The sequence below is a fragment of the Gallibacter intestinalis genome, assembly GCF_014982745.1.
Classification (GTDB): Bacteria; Bacillota; Clostridia; order Peptostreptococcales; family Anaerovoracaceae; genus Gallibacter; species Gallibacter intestinalis.
Window position 1 is genome coordinate 1 of sequence record NZ_JADCKA010000007.1, and the last position, 17,682, is coordinate 17,682.

Here is a 17,682-nt window from a genome sequence, read left to right on the forward strand (position 1 = left end):
TTCCTCAGTACTTTTAATATTTTCTAAAATTGCACCTTTTAATTCAAATAATTCTTCTATATAATTTGACATGAGCATAATTGAAAACTCCTTTCTATGTTATTGTGGTGATTTCATTTTAAATGAGTTTGATATTATGCTCAATTTTTTATTGCATAAAAAATGTTGAGGCATCATACCCCAACATTTATTATAGAACCTTTACTTTTTGTAACTATATTAGGACTATTACAAATCTATTTTAAGTCCTCTATTCTCCGAAAAAAGATATAGCCAGGTTTCCTTTACCCTTTTAGAAGTTGCCCTTTGCAGCGCTTCACTGTAAAGATGCATCTGCTCTCTATATAGCTCCTCAATTCCCTCTGTGTTTTTATTTGTTTTGTAATCTACCACTACAATGCCGTCGTCCTCTTCAAACCAACAGTCTATTACACCCTGAACTATGGTCGGTGTATCTTCCTTGTACCAGTTCATAATAAAGCTTTCCTCTTTATTAACAGCATTGGCAGATGCGGCGCGTTTTCCGATATCACTTTCAAAGAAGGCAACTATCTTAGATTTATCTACCGCAGCACCCTCTTCCTCGGTTATAATGCCCCTTTCCACTAAATCATCAACAGCTTTAGAGATATATTCATTTCCTGACTTAACTGCCTTTTCAAAATCAATTTCTTCCATAACTGTATGGTACACTGTTCCAAGACGAGCACCCTTTAGCAGCTTATCATTATCATATTCCTCCGAATCTTCTTTAAAAATGCCCTTCCTATATTCCATCTGAGCAATTTCTTTGCTAATTTGACTTTTATCTTTATTAAGTTCACTTACAGTATATTTGGATTTTACATTGCCCATATATTCATATGGATAGTTGTATTCCAGTACATCACTAATATGTGTTCTTTCAGAGGCGTTAGCTTTCTCCTTAAATATATTGATATTATCCCTTCGATTTTTATGCCCATTGTCATCGAATGAAGGTATCATATCAGATGCATACTCCTCGGAAACAAATTTAACATCGCAATAGTTTCTGCTTATATTAGGGAAAATAACATCAAGGTTTGATACTGCTTCTCCTACACCGCTGCATTTTTTTCGTTCATATTCCGATAAGTCTTTTACTATTCCTGTCATTATAAGGATATCCTTGGCTCTTGTCATAGCCACATACAAAACTCTCAATTCTTCTTCTCTAGATTTATCATTATTTAATTCTTTTATCAGTCTTTGAAGAATTGTATTTTCTGCTATCTTGTTTTCTATATCAATATATGTTACGCCAAAACCTATGTCACGGTGAAGCATTCCCACATCTGTCATCTCGTCTTTTCTCCATGTGTTTTGCAGATTTGGAAGTATTACCACAGGATATTCTAAACCCTTACTTTTGTGAATCGTAGTTATCTGGACAGTATCATCCTCTTCTGACAACAGACTGCTCTGTCCCACATCCATCGGTTTTTCTTTTTTAATGCTGTCAAAGTATTGCAAAAGACCGTAAAGGCTATTATCTCTTGAAGAAGTATACATGGCCGTTTGATCCGCAAAGGTTCTGAGGTTAAGACGACGCTGCTCACCTCCTCTCATGGTTCCAGCATAAAGATAAATACCGCTTTCCTTCATAAGGTCCCATACAAACTCTTCTAAAGGCTCAAATGCAGATTTTTCCTTCCACTGGTTAAGTTGCATCACAGTATTGCGACATTTTACCGTCAGATAATCTTCACTTTCCCTTTGTGCATAATTTAAGAAAGCTCTGCCAAAGGATTCGTCTTTACTTTCTAATTTTATTTCAATCAATTCATCAATGGTAAAGTCAAACACAGGAGAATACAAAACACCTAAAAGCGGCACATCTCTGTGAATATTATCTATTACCTTTAGCAAATCCAGCAGCAAATTAACTTCAATGTTTTCAAAATAACCGCTGTCACCGCTTAAATATACAGGTATATCCAACTTTTCAAGGATTTTGGCAAAGGCACCACCTTTGTTCTTGAAGCTCCTCATAAGTACCACTATATCCCTGTATCTTAGTGGTCTTACCCGTTCTTCCTTTACATCATATATGTCAGTTCCTACAATAGATTTAATCTTTTTAGCGGCCAGCAGAGCCTCCTTTTCCAAGTCCTTTAATTCTTCCAGTTCAAGATTGTTTTTAAGCTCGCTGTCAGTTGCCGATTTATCTATAATGTAGAGCTGTGTTTTAAGATTATATGCTTCCGGTGCTTTAACTCCTGCATAAAGAGCAGCATCCTCATCATAATCTTCCATAACATTTTCAAATACGCTGTTTATGCTGTCTATAATTGTAGGCTTGCTCCTGAAATTCATATTAAGATCTATCTTTTCGCTGTTTTCACAAACCTCGGAATATTCATGATATCTATCTTTGAAAATCTGGGGTTCAGCTTGACGGAAGCTGTATATGCTCTGCTTTACATCGCCAACCATAAACAGGTTATCATCTCTTTTAACCTTTTCTATGATAGCTTCCTGCAGATAGTTACTATCCTGATATTCATCGATAAATATGTATTCGTACTTTTGCCTACATTCTGATGCAACCTCTTTATTTTCCAGTATATTCAAAGCAAAATGTTCAATATCATTAAAGTCCATTATACCTCTGTCGATTTTTTCACCAGCAAATCTATTGTGAAATTCGACTATGAGATTTTCTGTTTCCTTCGTCTGCTCATAAGTGTCCACAACCTTTTTAAACTGATCAGAAAAAGACTCCTTCATATATCCCTTCTTTAGTTCTGTAAATATATCCGAAAGTCCATCCTTAAGAATTGAAACCTGATCTTTAACCGATGAATACGCTTCCTTTTCATCCTTTGTAGCCCTTAACTGAGTGAACTTTAGCTTCTCTATCTCATCAAATGCTTCATCGTAGCTTTCATCAGTAAACAAATCGCACAGTTCTTCAAGCTTTTCATAATCCTCCTGCTGCTTTGCTGCCATATTATCGGCTCCGGCACTCATAAGCACATCCACTATTTCTTCCTTTATCCTTTTCATTTCGGATAAATCATCAAGCACCGATTTTTTGATAAGTTCAAAGGCATATGTATTTTCATAATCCTCATATTTTTTAATTTTTTCCACAGCTTCGGATAGCCATTCAAATGGCTTTGGCATTGCCATGATTTTATCGTAAAAATTGATGAGATTGGTTTTAAGATTGTTCTCATCCCGGACATTTCCGTATCTGTTAAGATAATTTATAAAATTTTTATCTTCCCTTTCAAAGCAGTCTTCAAAGAGGTCATCCATTATCTGTATTTTGAGTAAACCGATCTGAGTCTCATCAGCTACTTTAAGAGATGGATCAAGATCTATAACATAAAAATACTTTCTTATAATACTTATGGCAAAGGAATGAAATGTGGAAATTGACGCTTTGCCAATCATGGAAAGCTGCCTTCTGTAGAAGGCAGTATCTCCATCTCCGTTTTTAATTCTTTTTTTAAGAGCCGCAGCAATTTTAGCTTTCATTTCCGATGCAGCTGCCTTTGTAAAGGTTACCACCAAAAGCTTATCAACATCTATACGCTCTTCAGTTATAAGCTGTATTATCCTTTCAACAAGGACCGCTGTTTTACCTGAGCCGGCAGCTGCTGCCACCAGAAGATTTTTCCCCCTGGATTTTATAGCCTGCTCCTGTCTCTTAGTCCATTTCATAAGTTGTTGTTACCTCATTTTTTTAATAGAGAATGTCCTGTCATTTCTACAGGTATATCCAAATTCATCATTTCCAATAAAGTCGGTGCTATATCAGCCAGTTTACCTCCATCGCAAAGATTTATTCCTTTATCAGCTATATGCATAAGCGGTACCCTGCTAAGAGAATGTGCCGTTACTATATTACCTTGTTCGTCCAACATTACATCAGCATTACCGTGATCAGCCGTCAAAAGTATCTGACCGCCCAATTCAAGGGTTTTCTTTACTATTTTTTCAACGCATTTATCCAGAGCTTCTATAGCCTTTATGGCTGCTTCCATTACTCCTGTATGTCCAACCATATCTGCATTGGCAAAATTTAAAATCACCAAATCATAATGCTCCATATTTTCCAAAACCTTATCTGTAACCTCGTATGCACTCATTTCCGGTTTAAGATCATAGGTGCTAACTTTAGGTGAAGGTACCAATATCCTGTCCTCTCCAAGATTTGGCTCTTCCACACCTCCATTAAAGAAGAAAGTCACATGAGCATATTTTTCCGTCTCAGCTATGCGAAGCTGCTTTAACCCGAGAAAAGATACATACTCTCCTAAAGTATTTTTAAGAGAGACTGGAGGATATGCCACATGAACATTTTTCAAAGTAGCATCGTACTGAGTCATAGTTACATAATAAAGATCCTTTAACTTTTCTCTTTCAAATCCGTTAAAATTCTCCTCTGTAAATGCTCTAGTTATCTCCCTAGCCCTGTCAGGTCTAAAATTATACATAATTACGCTATCACCGTTACCTACGCAAGTGGCACCATCTACTACCGTAGGTATTACGAATTCGTCGCTTTCATCTCTTTCATAGGCTTCTGCTACAGCCAAAGACGCAGTTTTAACATATAATCCCTCACCTAATGCGATGGCATCATAGGCCTTCTTAACTCTTTCCCATCGGTTGTCCCTATCCATGGCATAATATCTTCCGCTAACTGTAGCGATTTTACCTGTGCCAAGCTCCTCCAGAGTCTTTTCGATTTCCTCGATATACACATCTGCACATCTAGGTGGTACATCTCTGCCATCTAAAAAGCAATGAACATAAAGATTTGAAACTCCTCTGTCAGCAGCAAGCTTTAAAATTGCCTTCAAATGATCTATGTGAGAATGAACTCCACCGTCGGAAAGAAGTCCGAACACATGAAGATTGCTGTCATTTTCTTTTACATGGTCTATGGCTTCGTTTATAACAGCATTATCATAAAATGCTCCCCTCTCTATTTCATCTGTTATCCTAGTAAGCTCCTGAAAAACCACTCGGCCAGCGCCTATATTAAGATGACCTACTTCAGAATTTCCCATCTGACCGTCAGGGAGTCCTACATCCTTACCCGAAGCTCCTATTGTGGTATTTGGATATTTTTTAAAAAGCTCATCAATAAACGGCTTATTTGCCTGTGCTATTGCGTTGCCGTAATCATTGGGGTTTATCCCAAAGCCATCCAGTATCATAAGTATTGTTGGTTTTTTACTTTCCATTTTCCTACTCCATAACTTTTTCCGCTGCTTTTATTCCATCTACTGCCGCAGATACTATACCTCCGGCATATCCTGCTCCTTCACCTGCAGGATAAAGTCCCTTTATATTGGACTGCATATCTTTATCTCTGATTGTCCTTACCGGCGATGAACTTCTCGTTTCAACTGCTCTTAACAGTGCCTCAGGGGAATTAAACCCTTTTAGCTTTCTTCCCAAATGTGGCATTGCCTCCTTCATAGCCTCTTTTGCAAACTTCGGAAGACATGCTGCCACATCTGAACCTTCAAAATCCTTCCACTTACATGTTGGAAAATTATATCCACCACCTAATTCGTAAGCTTTTTTCTCATATTTTTCCTGAAAAGTTACTCCCGCCAGAGGATGCTCTGAGCCAAAATCCTCAGTCCTCACATCCACAAGAAGCGCACTGTTGGCAAGTCCGCTATCCCTAGCTCTAAGGCTCATACCATTGGTCACTACTTGACCCTTTGAAGATGAAGCCATCACCACTGTGCCACCCGGACACATACAGAAGGTATATACACCTCGTCCAGATGATGTCCTATAGTTTATCTTATAATCTGCTGCTCCAAGCCTATTTGCTAGCTTAGGATCGCCATATTGTGCTTTATCAATCATCTCCTGAGGATGTTCTATACGGACTCCTATGGAAAACGGCTTTTGCTCCATATTAAGTCCTCTATCATACATCATGCGGAAGGTATCTCTAGCACTGTGACCTATTGCAAAGATAGCTCTGTCACAGTCAATCTCATATTCTTTGCCATTATGATTAACTTTAAGACCTGTAAGCTTATCCTCTTTGCTTATTATATCCGTTACCCTTGAAGAAAACCTAACCTCGCCTCCAAGAGAAATGATTTCTTCTCGAATTGCAATAACCAGTTTTCTTAGTATATCAGTTCCTATATGTGGTTTTTGCTTATATAAAATATCATCAGGTGCACCGAACCTGTGAAATTCCTCAAGAACCTTTCTTATTCTTTTATCCTTTGTTCCAGTTGTCAGCTTACCATCGGAAAAGGTGCCTGCTCCTCCTTCGCCAAACTGCACATTTGATTCTTCGTCTAGGATGCCTTCCCTCCAAAACCTTTCCACATCTTCTGCCCTTTGATCTGCACTCTTTCCTCTTTCAAGGACTATTGGACTATATCCTGCCTGTGCCAAGGTTAATGCAGCAAACATTCCGCAAGGACCAAAACCTACAATAACAGGCCTCTTATCCTTGGGATATTTACCTTCTGGAAAGTGATATGAAGTGTCAGGAGCATCAGGCAGATTAAGCTTTTTTGAACACTCAAAGTCCACACTGTAAACCAATCTGATGTTACCTTTATCCCTGGCATCTACAGATTCCCTTGCTATTTTCCATTTTTTTATGTCTGAAGACTTTAGCTTAAGCTTTTCTGCAACTTTAGCCGGAATTCTATTCACATCCTCATCTATTTTAAGTTTTATCTCATGTATTCTGTACATATTGCCTTTCCCGCTTTTCTTGCAGTGTTCCATGCATTTTCAAGATTAAATCCTCCGCACGGACCTACATAATCGATTATTTCTCCGGTAAAGTATAATCCCGAAACCACTGTTGACTCCATGGTATGAAGATTAAAATCATCCCAGGAAACTCCTCCCATGGTACATTGTGCCTGCTTCCATCCCTTCGCACCGGTAATCGTAAATCTGACATTCTTAAACATTAGAATTATATCTTTAAGATGTTCAGTGCTTAAGTCCTTTGCCTCAGGAATTCTTTGAGAAATATCCTTTAATAATTTTTGTGCAAGCTCCGGTTTTACAATGGATTTCATCAAATCAATTGTCTTTAAGCCTGAAATATTTTTCTTTCTAGAAAGTATATAAAGTATTTCCGTAGGCTTATATTCTGGAAGCAAATCCAATGCCAGCTCATAATCACTAAAACCTGTATTTTCATTTAGTCTTACGAAATTGCTTAAATTAAAAATACAAATTCCGGAAAGTCCATCTTCGGTAAACTGAACTTCTCCCTTTTCTTCCTCCACGAAATAACTGTGTCTGAAAAGAGTTACTCCTGCGTTTGCTCTAACTCCTTTATTTATCCCCAATACACTATTGGAACATTCCAATGCTACAAGGGCAGGAGCTAGCTTGTTGATGGTGTGTCCCATATTCCTAGCCAAAACATATCCATCACCTGTTGTGCCAAACTGCGGAGCGGATTTACCGCCAGTTGCTATAATTACCTTTTCTGCTTCAAAACTTTCTTTATCTGACGATACAATAAAGCATCCCTTTTCATTTATTTTACTTATATTATTGACAGTGACATTCTTTTTTATATCAACGCCCAAAGATAAAAGCAGATTTTCCATTGTTTCGGTAACATCCTTTGCCCTTTCCGACACCGGATATGCTCTGCCCTCATTATCCGTTTTTATTTCAACACCTATGCTTTTAAAAAAGCGTGATGTGTCTCCAAAGGTTGGACACTGCACATTACTTATATTGCATCTGCCATTGCCAGTTACAGAAAGCTTTTTGCCGAGAACATCTTTCTTTTCTAATAAAAGTACATTTAAGTCCGGCATTTTTTCTTTTATGTATATGGCTGCGGCCATTCCCGATGCCCCACCGCCTATTATGCACACATTGGATTTTTTCATAGAATTTCTCCTTTTAAGCAATCATTTATATTTTATCATAAATACCCTTATTTTTCCGCAAGATAACATATTTGGTGGCATGGAAATTCTCATCGTGATAAAATTAAATTGTCTTTTACATCATTGAAATTATAAGGAGAAGCCCTATGGTATATACAACCATTTACGATTCACCCTTCGGAAAGATTTACATGAACAGCGATGGCGAATATCTTACAGGACTTTGGTTTGCAGGATCAAAGGATAACCTCAAGCATATTATAGGTGCGGACAAAGACGATTTGCCGGTATTTGAAGATACACATCTTTGGCTTGACATTTATTTTGCAGGAGGCATTCCGGATTTTATTCCGGATATAAAATTAGAAGAAATCACTCCATTCCGTCAGGAAGTGATTGATATTATGATGAAAATTCCGTACGGTAAAACCATAACCTACGGCGATATAGCTAAAGAAATCGCTTCCCGTCGCGGAATTGAAAAAATGTCCGCAAGAGCTGTAGGCGCCGCTGTGGGAAGCAATCCTATTTGCATTATAATACCTTGTCACAGAGTAATCGGCTCCGGTGGCAATTTGACAGGATACGGTGGAGGCATACAAAATAAAATTGCTCTGCTAAAGCTCGAAGGTAACGATATGAACAATTTCGTTTTACCAACGAGAAAATAATAAAACACGCGATGATCAATATTCGTAATTGTTCATCGCGTATTTTTGTGTAGTATGTGTAGTTTGATTCTTTACTCGTTTATTCTCCCTTTGCAATAGACTGCTTTTTAGCTCTGTAGCCTTTAATTACGGCTTCTGCTATATTATTGCAGCTGTCACCCATTCTTTCAAGATTATGAATTACATCAAGGAATACAACAGTAACTGCCGGTGAACATTCGTTGTCCACAAGTCTATGCATATGCTCCTGCCTGATTTCGTTTTCCATGGCATTTATCTTTTCTTCCTCTGCCAGTACCTTTTCTGCAAGTTCAGGACTTCCCGTCTCAAGACTTTCCATGGTATCCACAAGCATTGTTTCTATCTTATTAAAGTATTCATCCACTTCGTTTTTAGCGATATCTGAGAATACATATTTATTTTTTGCCTTATCTTCTGCAAGTTCCACTATGTTCTTACAGTAGTCGCCGATATGCTCAATATCCGAAGCCACATGAAGCAGAGCGGATACTCTTTCCTTCTGGAAGTCGGTTATACTTTCGGCGGAAAGTATCTGAGAAAGATACTCTATAGTCTTAGTTCTTATTATATTTACAGTCTTATCGGTTTCGATTACATCATTAACCATAGCAAGGTTGCCCCCTGCAAAAGCTTCCCTTGATTTTTTAAGCATATCAAAGGTAAGAGAAGCATTTCTTGTAAGCTCCTGTATGGCAAGATGTGTAGCAAATACCGGCTGCTCTAAAACATTGGTATCTAGGAATACAGGTCCAGCAACCATATCTTCCCTTTCGTCCTTTCCTGGGATGATAGTAGTAACTATCTTTTCCAGTACCTTTATAAACGGCAGCCATAAAATTGTAACTGTCAGGTTAAAGAGCAGATGTGTGTTAGCTATCTGTCTTGAAATAACCTCAACCTCAGGTCCCTTAGGTGAAAGCCATGTTACAAGCTCAGCTATCTGAGGAACAAACCATATAAACAGCAAAGTACCGGAAATGTTAAATATCGTATGGGAAATCGCTGTTCTCTTGGCATTCTTTGAGCCACCTATGGAAGCTAAAAGCGCGGTAATTGTAGTACCAATATTATCACCAAACAGTACAGGTATCGCACCAGTTAAACCTATTATCGATGTTACTCCATCAGGACCTGCTGTCATAGCCAAATTCTGCAATACGGCAATTGTCGCTGAACTGGACTGAACAACAAGGGTCATGCACAAACCTACAAATACTCCGAGTACAGGTATATCCGCCACCTTCATTATCATTTCCGTAAATACAGGAGACTCAGCCATCGGTTCCATGGTGCTGCTCATTGTATTGATACCTACAAAGAGAAGTCCAAATCCGAACAAAATCTGTCCTATTTTTACTGCCATCTCTTTCTTCTTAAAGAAGAAATACATGATAAATCCGATAAATACAAATATCCATGCAAAATCGCCTATATTAAAGGCTATAAGCTGCGCAGTAATGGTAGTACCTATATTAGCACCCATAATTACGCTGATTGCCTGCCTCAGCTTCATCAGTCCTGCACTGGTAAAACCTATTACCATTACAGTGGTAGCACTGCTAGACTGAAGTACCGCAGTAACCAGTGCACCTGCAAGCACTCCCATGACCGGATTTTTTGTAAGCATTCCAAGGATGTTTCTCATCTTATCCCCGGCTGCTTTTTGAAGTCCGTCACTCATGAGATTCATACCATAAATAAATACGGCAAGTCCTCCCAGGAGCGTAACTATCATCTGAAATGTTTCAAGACTCATTCTAAACCTCCTGTGTTTTAACCCATTGTTAATTTTATACGCTTTTTTGCACCTGTTAGTTAATCTTATGTTAAGAACTTGTTAAATTTTATTATGTTTTTGTTAATTGCGACCATAATCGGTTTGCTTTTTAACATGTTCTTAACATTTTGTCTCATGAGTCGTTTAGAAAGCAAAAAGCAGAGACAATTTAGTCCCTGCTTTAAGTCTTTATATCTTTATTTTTTAATGACAATGGAAAATTCTGAACCCTCGTCAGGTTTGCTGCTAACCTTAAGTTCTCCATTAAATAAGGCAGCCGTATGCTTTACGATGGAAAGTCCAAGGCCTGTGCCTCCCACCTTTGTAGATCGAGATTTATCCACACGATAAAATCTTTCAGCAATCCTTTCAAGATCTTTTTGCTCAATTCCTATACCGTCATCCTTTATGGTAATAATCTTTTCATCATCGGTTTCATATCCCCGTACCCATACATGACCGCCGTCCTTGCCATATTTGATGGCATTTTCAATAAGGTTTACCATCATCTGCCTGAACTTATCTTCACTTCCCTTTATTTCAAGGGTATCATCTATTTCATTTATAACCGTAATGTTTCTTCTGCGTGCTATAGGTTCAAGCATTTCCGCCACATCGTCCGTTATATTAAATACATTTATATTCTCATCGGATGTATCCATACGACTTTCAATATCGGAAAGCACCAGTATATCATCGATAAGGCGTTTTAAACGGGCAGTTTCAATGGCTATTATTTCTATAAATCTATCTCTTGTTTCTGGGTCATTAACAGCTCCGGCTTGAAGCGTCTCTATAAAGCCTGAAATGGATGTCAGAGGAGTTTTTAGCTCATGGCTTACATTTGCCACAAATTCAGACCTTATATTTTCTGCCTGTCTGTTTTCCTCTTCCACCTCCATCACCTGGTGCCGCATATTTTCAATAGGCCCTTTAAGTATAAAATAAAGGGAAAGCACACCGGCACATGTAACGATAAATACTCCTACAGCCAGTAATACCGCATTTTCTTTAAACAGAACAGCCGCCACTGAAGCAATAATCGCCGTTAGCAATGCACAAATCAACCATCTTGTTTTCATTTCAGCTTATAACCTCTTCCTCTAATGGTTTCTATATAATCATCACCGTTCTGATTTTCACCAAGCTTCTGTCTGAGATGCCTTATATGCACATCAACCGTTCTTGTTTCGCCAACATAGTCAATGCCCCATACCTTATCGAGAAGCTCATCTCTGGAATATACTCTGCCCCTGTGTTTTGCTAGGAATGACAAAAGCTCATACTCCTTATATGTAAGATCGATAATAGTACCCTGAACAGTCACCTCATGTCTGCTCTGGTCTATTACTATATCCCCGGCAGTTATGCTTTCGGCATTTTCTTCACTTTCTCCAATGTCACCTGAAGGAGTACCGTTCATATCCACTCTTCTTAAAACTGCTTTAATTCTGGCCAAAAGCTCTCTTATGCCAAAAGGCTTTGCAATATAATCGTCTGCACCAAACTCAAGTCCCAGCACCTTATCAACCTCTTCTGATTTTGCCGTAAGCATTATAATAGGAATCTCTATGCCTTCTGATCTCAGTTCTCTGCATATTTCATAACCATCCTTTCCAGGAAGCATTATATCAAGCAGAATAAGATCCGGATTTTCCTTGTAAGCCAAGGTAATACCGGAGATACCGTCTTCTGCCTCTATGGCATCGTATCCATTAGCCTTTAGGTTATACATAACCAATTCCCTTATGTTTGCCTCGTCTTCGATAATCAAAATTTTCTTTTTCATTGTCCCTCGTTTTCTCTCTTAAATATAAAACCTCTATTTATCGCTTCAGCAATATTGCTGCAACTATCTCCTATTCTTTCAAGGTTGTGCATTACATCCACATAAACTACAGTAGATGCGGTATCACATTCTCCTGATTCAAGCCTGTTTATATGTCTGCTTCTAAAATCAGCCTCAACTATATCTATTTTATCCTCTTGATGAATGACAGAATCAGCAATCTTACTGCTTCCTTCATCTATAGCATCAAAGGTATCATCCATCATCTTTTTTACAAGGTCAAAGCACTCATATATTTCCGTATACGCCTTATCCGAAAGCCTATATTCGTTCTTTTCCTTTTCTATAGCTAAAGTAGCTATATTTTTACAATAGTCGCCTATATGCTCCACATCAGCAGCCATATGATAAAACTCCGCTATGGCGTTTTTTTGATAGTCATTAGTATTTTCACTGGCGAGAATCTCAGAAAGATATCTGACAAGTCTATCCCTTAATACATTTATCGTCCTATCTTCATCGATTACCTGTTCTGCGGTTTTAATATCTGCGGATATAAATGCTCTTTTGCATTTTATAAACATATCTCTTGCCAATCTGCCGATTCTTAGAAGTTCTCTGATTACCATATGCATAGCAACTTCCGGCTGATTGATAATGTTAACATCCAAGTAACCGCTGTATTCATCATTATGTAATTTTGAATCAGTTACATCATCCTTAAAACACTTTTTAAGAATCTTTGAGAGCACTCCGGATAAAAGCAAAAATATAACTGCTCCAAACAGATTAAAAATAAGGTTTACATTGGCAGCCTGCCTTGCAATCACATCACCTTGAAGCCCCTGTGGTGAAATCGCCTCAACTATATATGCTATTTGAGGTATAAACCAAATCGCAATTACAAAGGCTGTGATATTAAACACCACATGAGCAGTGGCCGCCCTTTTACCGTTAACAGAAGTCCTTCCTGCAGAAAGGAATGTCCTGATGGCTACACCTACATTAGCTCCAAGTATAACAGGTATTACACCTTCAAGGCTCATAACAGTTACACACTGAATTAGAGCGATAACGGCAGCAGATGAATTAAGCAATAGAGCCAACAACAAGCCAAACAAAACTGCCGCAACAGGCATACCAGACATCCATGAAACAATATCCGTAAAGGACTTAGTATCAGCCAGCTGTATAAAGGCAGCGTCCATGGTTGCAATTCCTACGAAAAATATACCAAACCCAAATATGATCTGCCCTGCGTCCTTGGCCCATTCTTTGGATTTCATAAAGAACAACAGCACAAATCCTATAAAAACAAATATCCATGCGTAGCTGTCCAAATCAAATGCTGTAATTTGAGATGTAACCGTCGCACCCAAATTTGCTCCAATAATAACGCTAATTGCCTGCCTGAGACCTATAAGCCCCGCATTTGCAAAGCTTAAAGTCATAAGTATTGTAGCAGATGAACTTTGAAAAATAACCGCCGCAACAATTCCAGCAATTATCCCCTTTATCGGATGAGATGCAAGCATGGAAAGAATGCCCCTCATCCTGTCGCCAACGGTTTTTTGAAGACCGTCGCTCATAAGGTGCATTCCAAATATGAATACTGCAAGCCCGCCAAATATCGACGCTGATAGAACAATTGCCTGCGGATTCATTTTTACCTCCTGATCAGTAAATTACTTTAAAATTATACCACAGGATATTGTTAAATGTAAAACCCTGAAGCCATGCATGATATAAGCTGGCGTATTCCCTTTCCAAAGTCTCCGGATATATCTATATCAACAATTCCGTCTGCTAAAGAAAACGCCTTATCGTCTTTTATAATATGTATATCCATCGGTTCTATAAGTTTTTCACCTTCACTTGTTAATTTTTCTTCGTCATTAAAATCATCTTCAAAAAATTCGTCTAAACTGCGGTCGACAGATGGCATAAAGTTTTTAACTGAAATTATTTTGTCGCCATATTTATCACAATCTTCACGTTTAAGCTCGATTTCTAAACTCGTATCACAGCTTTTCTCCACATAAATTATCCTGTCTGCCATATCTTTTATCTGTGCTGATAGTTCATTTCTTGCAGTTCCTACATCCACAATTATTCTTTCAAATATGTCCTCCGATGTAATTGTGTTTAAAACTCCTGATAATTCTCCGATATTAAGCTCATTAAAGCGATTTTTCCAAGATGATGTATTAAATGATTTAACTCCATAAAGATCCGAATTAAAATAGCTATCTCGTTTTTCATAAAATGGCCCAGAACCGTAAAGATATTCGTAAATATATTCCTTGAGATTACCTTCCGCTTTTTGCTCAAAAAACAATCTTTCTTCGTGAATATCACCGATGGAAATATATAGCACTTTCTGATTTCCTGGCAAAGCAAAATCCCTTGCTATTCCTACAGCTATGCTGCTGCAACCAACTCCGCCTTTAGATGCACAAACCGCATATATGCTGCATTTCTTCATACTAACTGATGAAACTTCTTTATGATTCCACCTGTGTGCCTTTGAAATTATTTTGTCCGCAATTTCTAAAAGACTCGAATATTTATATGCAACATCTAAATTAGCTTTATCCTGAGCATTATCTGTAAGGAATAAAAGATTATCGCCATCCAATTTATCTGAAATAAACTCTCTATAAGACTCCATTTGTTGCTTACCCAAGTCAATAATGCGTATATCAAACTCTTCGTTTTTTGCATAAGCATCAGTGAATTCCGAGGTTATAGTAAAATCAGCAGGCACATTAATGCTTCTCATACATGCCGCAACTGCAGCCGCATATTCAACATCCTCACTTACAAAAAGGGCTTTTATTCTTTCCATATTTTACCACTCCTTTCGTGGTGATTATATCTTATATGGAAATATTTTACAATGCATTCCTTAAAAAAAGCAGGACATTATCTGTCCTGCCATTGTTGTGGATTCTTATCTCTAATTACCGCTTGAGCAGCAGCCAGTCTGGCTATCGGAACTCTATACGGCGAACAGGACACATAATTAAGTCCTATTCTGTAACAGTATTCCACGGAAGCCGGCTCACCGCCATGCTCACCGCATATTCCAAGCTTAATATTAGGTCTTGTCTTTTTTCCTAATTCTATGGCCATTTCCATCAGCTTTCCTACGCCTGTGGTATCAATGCTCATAAACGGATCGTTTTTAAGAATATTTTTATCAGTGTATTCCTTTAATATCTTACCTGTATCATCACGGCTAAATCCAAAGGTCATCTGAGTGAGGTCATTGGTACCGAAGGAAAAGAACTCTGCCTCTTCTGCAATTTCATCAGCTGTAAGCGCTGCTCTAGGAATTTCAATCATCGTACCAATCTGATATCCGATTTCTTTGCCTGTCTTCTTAAATATCTCTGATATGGTTTCTTCTACAGTTGCTCTTACAAATGCAAGTTCCCTGTCGATTCCCACAAGAGGTATCATAATCTCAGGTTCAATATCTATATTTTTTTCTTCCTTAACCTCCATGGCCGCCGTGATTATGGCTTCCGTCTGCATTTTAGCTATTTCAGGATATGTTACAGCCAGTCTGCACCCTCTGTGACCTAACATAGGATTGAATTCCTTTAGCTCTGTCACCTTATCTCTGAGCTTTTCCGGAGAAATACCCATCTGCTGAGCCAAATCATTTATCTCCTTTTCAGTGGATGGAAGGAACTCATGTAACGGTGGATCTAAGAGCCTGATGTTTACAGGTCTGTCCTCCATAACCTCGAAAATTCCTTTAAAATCCTCTTTCTGATATGGTAAAAGCTTTGCCAAAGCCTTTTCCCTTTCTTCTCTATCAGATGCAAGAATCATCTTTCTCATATCGGAAATTCTATCTTCATCAAAAAACATATGCTCTGTTCTACAAAGTCCTATGCCTTCTGCACCGAATTCAACCGCCTGTTTTGCATCCCTCGGATTATCAGCGTTAGTTCTTACCTTCATGGTCCTAATTTCATCGGCCCATGTCATAACTTTGGCAAAATCACCGCTCATTTCCGGCGCTACTGTAGCAATTCTTCCCGGATATACATTTCCGGTGTTTCCGTCAATGGAAATATAATCGCCTTCGCCTATGATTATATCTCCCGACTTCATTGATTTTGCAATCTCATCAACTATGACCTCAGAACATCCTGCCACGCAGCACTTTCCCATACCTCTAGCAACAACTGCCGCATGGGAGGTCATACCGCCTCGCGAAGTCATAATTCCTTCAGCTGCCACCATGCCGGCCAAGTCCTCAGGAGAAGTCTCCTGTCTTACCAAAACAACCTTTTCACCTCTGTCAAAGGCAGCCTCTGCTGAGGCAGCATCAAAATATACCGCGCCGCATGCAGCACCAGGAGATGCAGGCAAACCCTTTGCCATTGGCTTTGCGCTCTTTAATGCTTCCTCATCAAATCTGTGATGAAGTAGCTGATCTATCTGCGACGGATCTATCCTCATTACTGCAGTTTCCTTATCGATAAGCCCTTCCTGCTCCATATCCACTGCAATTTTTACAGCCGCCTGAGCTGTACGCTTTGCGTTTCTTGTCTGAAGCATATAGAGCTTATTTTTTTCCACCGTAAATTCCATATCCTGGACATCGGTATAATGTCTTTCAAGAAGTGCTGCAATTCTCTCAAATTCAGAATAAACATCAGGGAAGTTTTCCTTCATTTCTGAAATAGGCTGCGGCGTTCTTATACCTGCAACAACGTCTTCTCCCTGAGCATTTATAAGAAATTCTCCAAAAAGTTCTCTTTTACCACTGGCAGGATTCCTTGTAAAGGCGACTCCTGTACATGAGTCATCACCCATATTTCCAAAAACCATAGCCTGAACATTTACCGCAGTTCCAAGATTATCAGGTATGTCGTTTAGCTTTCTGTACAGCACTGCTCTTTCATTATTCCAGGATCTGAAAACAGCTCGCACCGCTTCCATAAGCTGAGTTTGTGGATTTTGAGGAAATTCTTCACCGGTTTCTTGCTTGTATATTTCCTTGTAGTTTACAATAATTTGTTTTAAGTCATTGGTTTTTTCGGCTTCAATATCAAATTTCTTTTTATCTACGCCCTTAACCACATCAGCAAACATCTGGATAAAACGCTTGTAACTGTCCATTACAAAGCTTTCGTCTCCTGTCAGCTTTATCATGGCCTCAGCAGTTTCATCATTCATACCTAAATTTAGAACTGTATCCATCATTCCAGGCATTGAAAACGGAGAACCGCTCCTGACCGATACCAGGAGCGGCGTCTGTAAATCACCGAATTTCTTGCCGGTCACATCTTCCAGTTCTTTCAGTTTGCCGAATATTTCTTCTTCGATTTCACTATCTATGGTTTCACCGTCCTCATAGTACCTTGTGCAAGCTTCTGTAGTAACGGTAAAACCGAAAGGCACAGGAAGTCCTATGCTTGTCATCTCCGCCAGATTGGCTCCCTTTCCTCCCAGAAGGCCCCTCATATCCTTAGAGCCTTCATTAAAGGAATAGACATATTTAGCCATTTG

Annotated in this window: 11 protein-coding genes; 1 reads left to right on the forward strand and 10 read right to left on the reverse strand. The window is 38.7% G+C overall.

The window, feature by feature from the left end; all coding sequences use genetic code 11:
* Positions 1 to 228: 228 nt before the first annotated feature.
* Genes addA through INF20_RS04925 form a run of 4 tightly spaced genes read right to left on the reverse strand, consistent with a single transcriptional unit; the run spans position 229 to position 7,892 of the window.
* Positions 229 to 3,693 (reverse strand): helicase-exonuclease AddAB subunit AddA, encoded by a 3,465-nt coding sequence (addA, locus tag INF20_RS04910; protein ID WP_226385267.1) that lies wholly within the window; start codon positions 3,691 to 3,693, stop codon positions 229 to 231.
* 14 nt (positions 3,694 to 3,707) lie between these two features.
* Complete coding sequence (gene gpmI, locus INF20_RS04915) at positions 3,708 to 5,225, reverse strand: 2,3-bisphosphoglycerate-independent phosphoglycerate mutase (RefSeq protein ID WP_226385268.1); 1,518 nt, start codon at positions 5,223 to 5,225, stop codon at positions 3,708 to 3,710.
* Between the two features lie 4 nt (positions 5,226 to 5,229).
* Positions 5,230 to 6,723 (reverse strand): NAD(P)/FAD-dependent oxidoreductase, encoded by a 1,494-nt coding sequence (locus INF20_RS04920; RefSeq protein ID WP_226385269.1) that lies wholly within the window; start codon positions 6,721 to 6,723, stop codon positions 5,230 to 5,232.
* On the reverse strand, positions 6,702 to 7,892 hold the full coding sequence (locus INF20_RS04925; protein ID WP_226385270.1) for an aminoacetone oxidase family FAD-binding enzyme: 1,191 nt from the start codon (positions 7,890 to 7,892) through the stop codon (positions 6,702 to 6,704). Before INF20_RS04925 ends, INF20_RS04920 begins: the two co-directional genes overlap by 22 nt.
* A 146-nt stretch (positions 7,893 to 8,038) precedes the next feature.
* Between INF20_RS04925 and INF20_RS04930 the strand changes: the two genes are divergently transcribed.
* Entirely contained in the window at positions 8,039 to 8,563 is a 525-nt protein-coding gene (locus INF20_RS04930) for a methylated-DNA--[protein]-cysteine S-methyltransferase (RefSeq protein ID WP_226385271.1), read from the forward strand.
* A gap of 79 nt (positions 8,564 to 8,642) precedes the next feature.
* Here INF20_RS04930 and INF20_RS04935 read toward each other — a convergent pair whose 3' ends face one another.
* From INF20_RS04935 to ppdK, 6 genes are all read right to left on the reverse strand, one after another.
* Positions 8,643 to 10,340, reverse strand: a complete 1,698-nt coding sequence (locus INF20_RS04935) for a Na/Pi cotransporter family protein (RefSeq protein ID WP_226385272.1) — start codon at positions 10,338 to 10,340, stop codon at positions 8,643 to 8,645.
* Between the two features lie 218 nt (positions 10,341 to 10,558).
* The gene (locus INF20_RS04940) at positions 10,559 to 11,443 is read right to left on the reverse strand and encodes a sensor histidine kinase (protein ID WP_226385273.1); all 885 of its coding nucleotides are present in this window, start codon (positions 11,441 to 11,443) and stop codon (positions 10,559 to 10,561) included.
* Positions 11,440 to 12,150 (reverse strand): winged helix-turn-helix domain-containing protein, encoded by a 711-nt coding sequence (locus tag INF20_RS04945; protein WP_226385274.1) that lies wholly within the window; start codon positions 12,148 to 12,150, stop codon positions 11,440 to 11,442. The genes INF20_RS04940 and INF20_RS04945 overlap by 4 nt, the downstream gene beginning before the upstream one ends.
* Positions 12,147 to 13,814: a Na/Pi cotransporter family protein gene (locus tag INF20_RS04950; RefSeq protein WP_226385275.1), complete on the reverse strand. Its 1,668-nt coding sequence runs from the start codon at positions 13,812 to 13,814 to the stop codon at positions 12,147 to 12,149. Before INF20_RS04950 ends, INF20_RS04945 begins: the two co-directional genes overlap by 4 nt.
* Positions 13,815 to 13,864: 50 nt before the next feature.
* A complete protein-coding gene (locus INF20_RS04955; RefSeq protein ID WP_226385276.1) occupies positions 13,865 to 14,998 on the reverse strand; it encodes a P-loop NTPase family protein in 1,134 nt (377 codons plus the stop codon).
* A gap of 77 nt (positions 14,999 to 15,075) precedes the next feature.
* Positions 15,076 to 17,679 carry a pyruvate, phosphate dikinase gene (gene ppdK / locus INF20_RS04960; protein WP_226385277.1) on the reverse strand — a complete coding sequence of 868 codons (2,604 nt, stop codon included), beginning with the start codon at positions 17,677 to 17,679 and terminating at the stop codon, positions 15,076 to 15,078.
* Positions 17,680 to 17,682 lie beyond the last annotated feature (3 nt).

Coding starts and splice junctions, on each gene's coding strand:
- addA (WP_226385267.1), bottom strand. CDS start 3,693: ATGAAATGGACTAAGAGACAGGAGCAGGCTATAAAATCCAGGGGGAAA.
- gpmI (WP_226385268.1), bottom strand. CDS start 5,225: ATGGAAAGTAAAAAACCAACAATACTTATGATACTGGATGGCTTTGGG.
- INF20_RS04920 (WP_226385269.1), bottom strand. CDS start 6,723: ATGTACAGAATACATGAGATAAAACTTAAAATAGATGAGGATGTGAAT.
- INF20_RS04925 (WP_226385270.1), bottom strand. CDS start 7,892: ATGAAAAAATCCAATGTGTGCATAATAGGCGGTGGGGCATCGGGAATG.
- INF20_RS04930 (WP_226385271.1), top strand. CDS start 8,039: ATGGTATATACAACCATTTACGATTCACCCTTCGGAAAGATTTACATG.
- INF20_RS04935 (WP_226385272.1), bottom strand. CDS start 10,340: ATGAGTCTTGAAACATTTCAGATGATAGTTACGCTCCTGGGAGGACTT.
- INF20_RS04940 (WP_226385273.1), bottom strand. CDS start 11,443: ATGAAAACAAGATGGTTGATTTGTGCATTGCTAACGGCGATTATTGCT.
- INF20_RS04945 (WP_226385274.1), bottom strand. CDS start 12,150: ATGAAAAAGAAAATTTTGATTATCGAAGACGAGGCAAACATAAGGGAA.
- INF20_RS04950 (WP_226385275.1), bottom strand. CDS start 13,814: ATGAATCCGCAGGCAATTGTTCTATCAGCGTCGATATTTGGCGGGCTT.
- INF20_RS04955 (WP_226385276.1), bottom strand. CDS start 14,998: ATGGAAAGAATAAAAGCCCTTTTTGTAAGTGAGGATGTTGAATATGCG.
- ppdK (WP_226385277.1), bottom strand. CDS start 17,679: ATGGCTAAATATGTCTATTCCTTTAATGAAGGCTCTAAGGATATGAGG.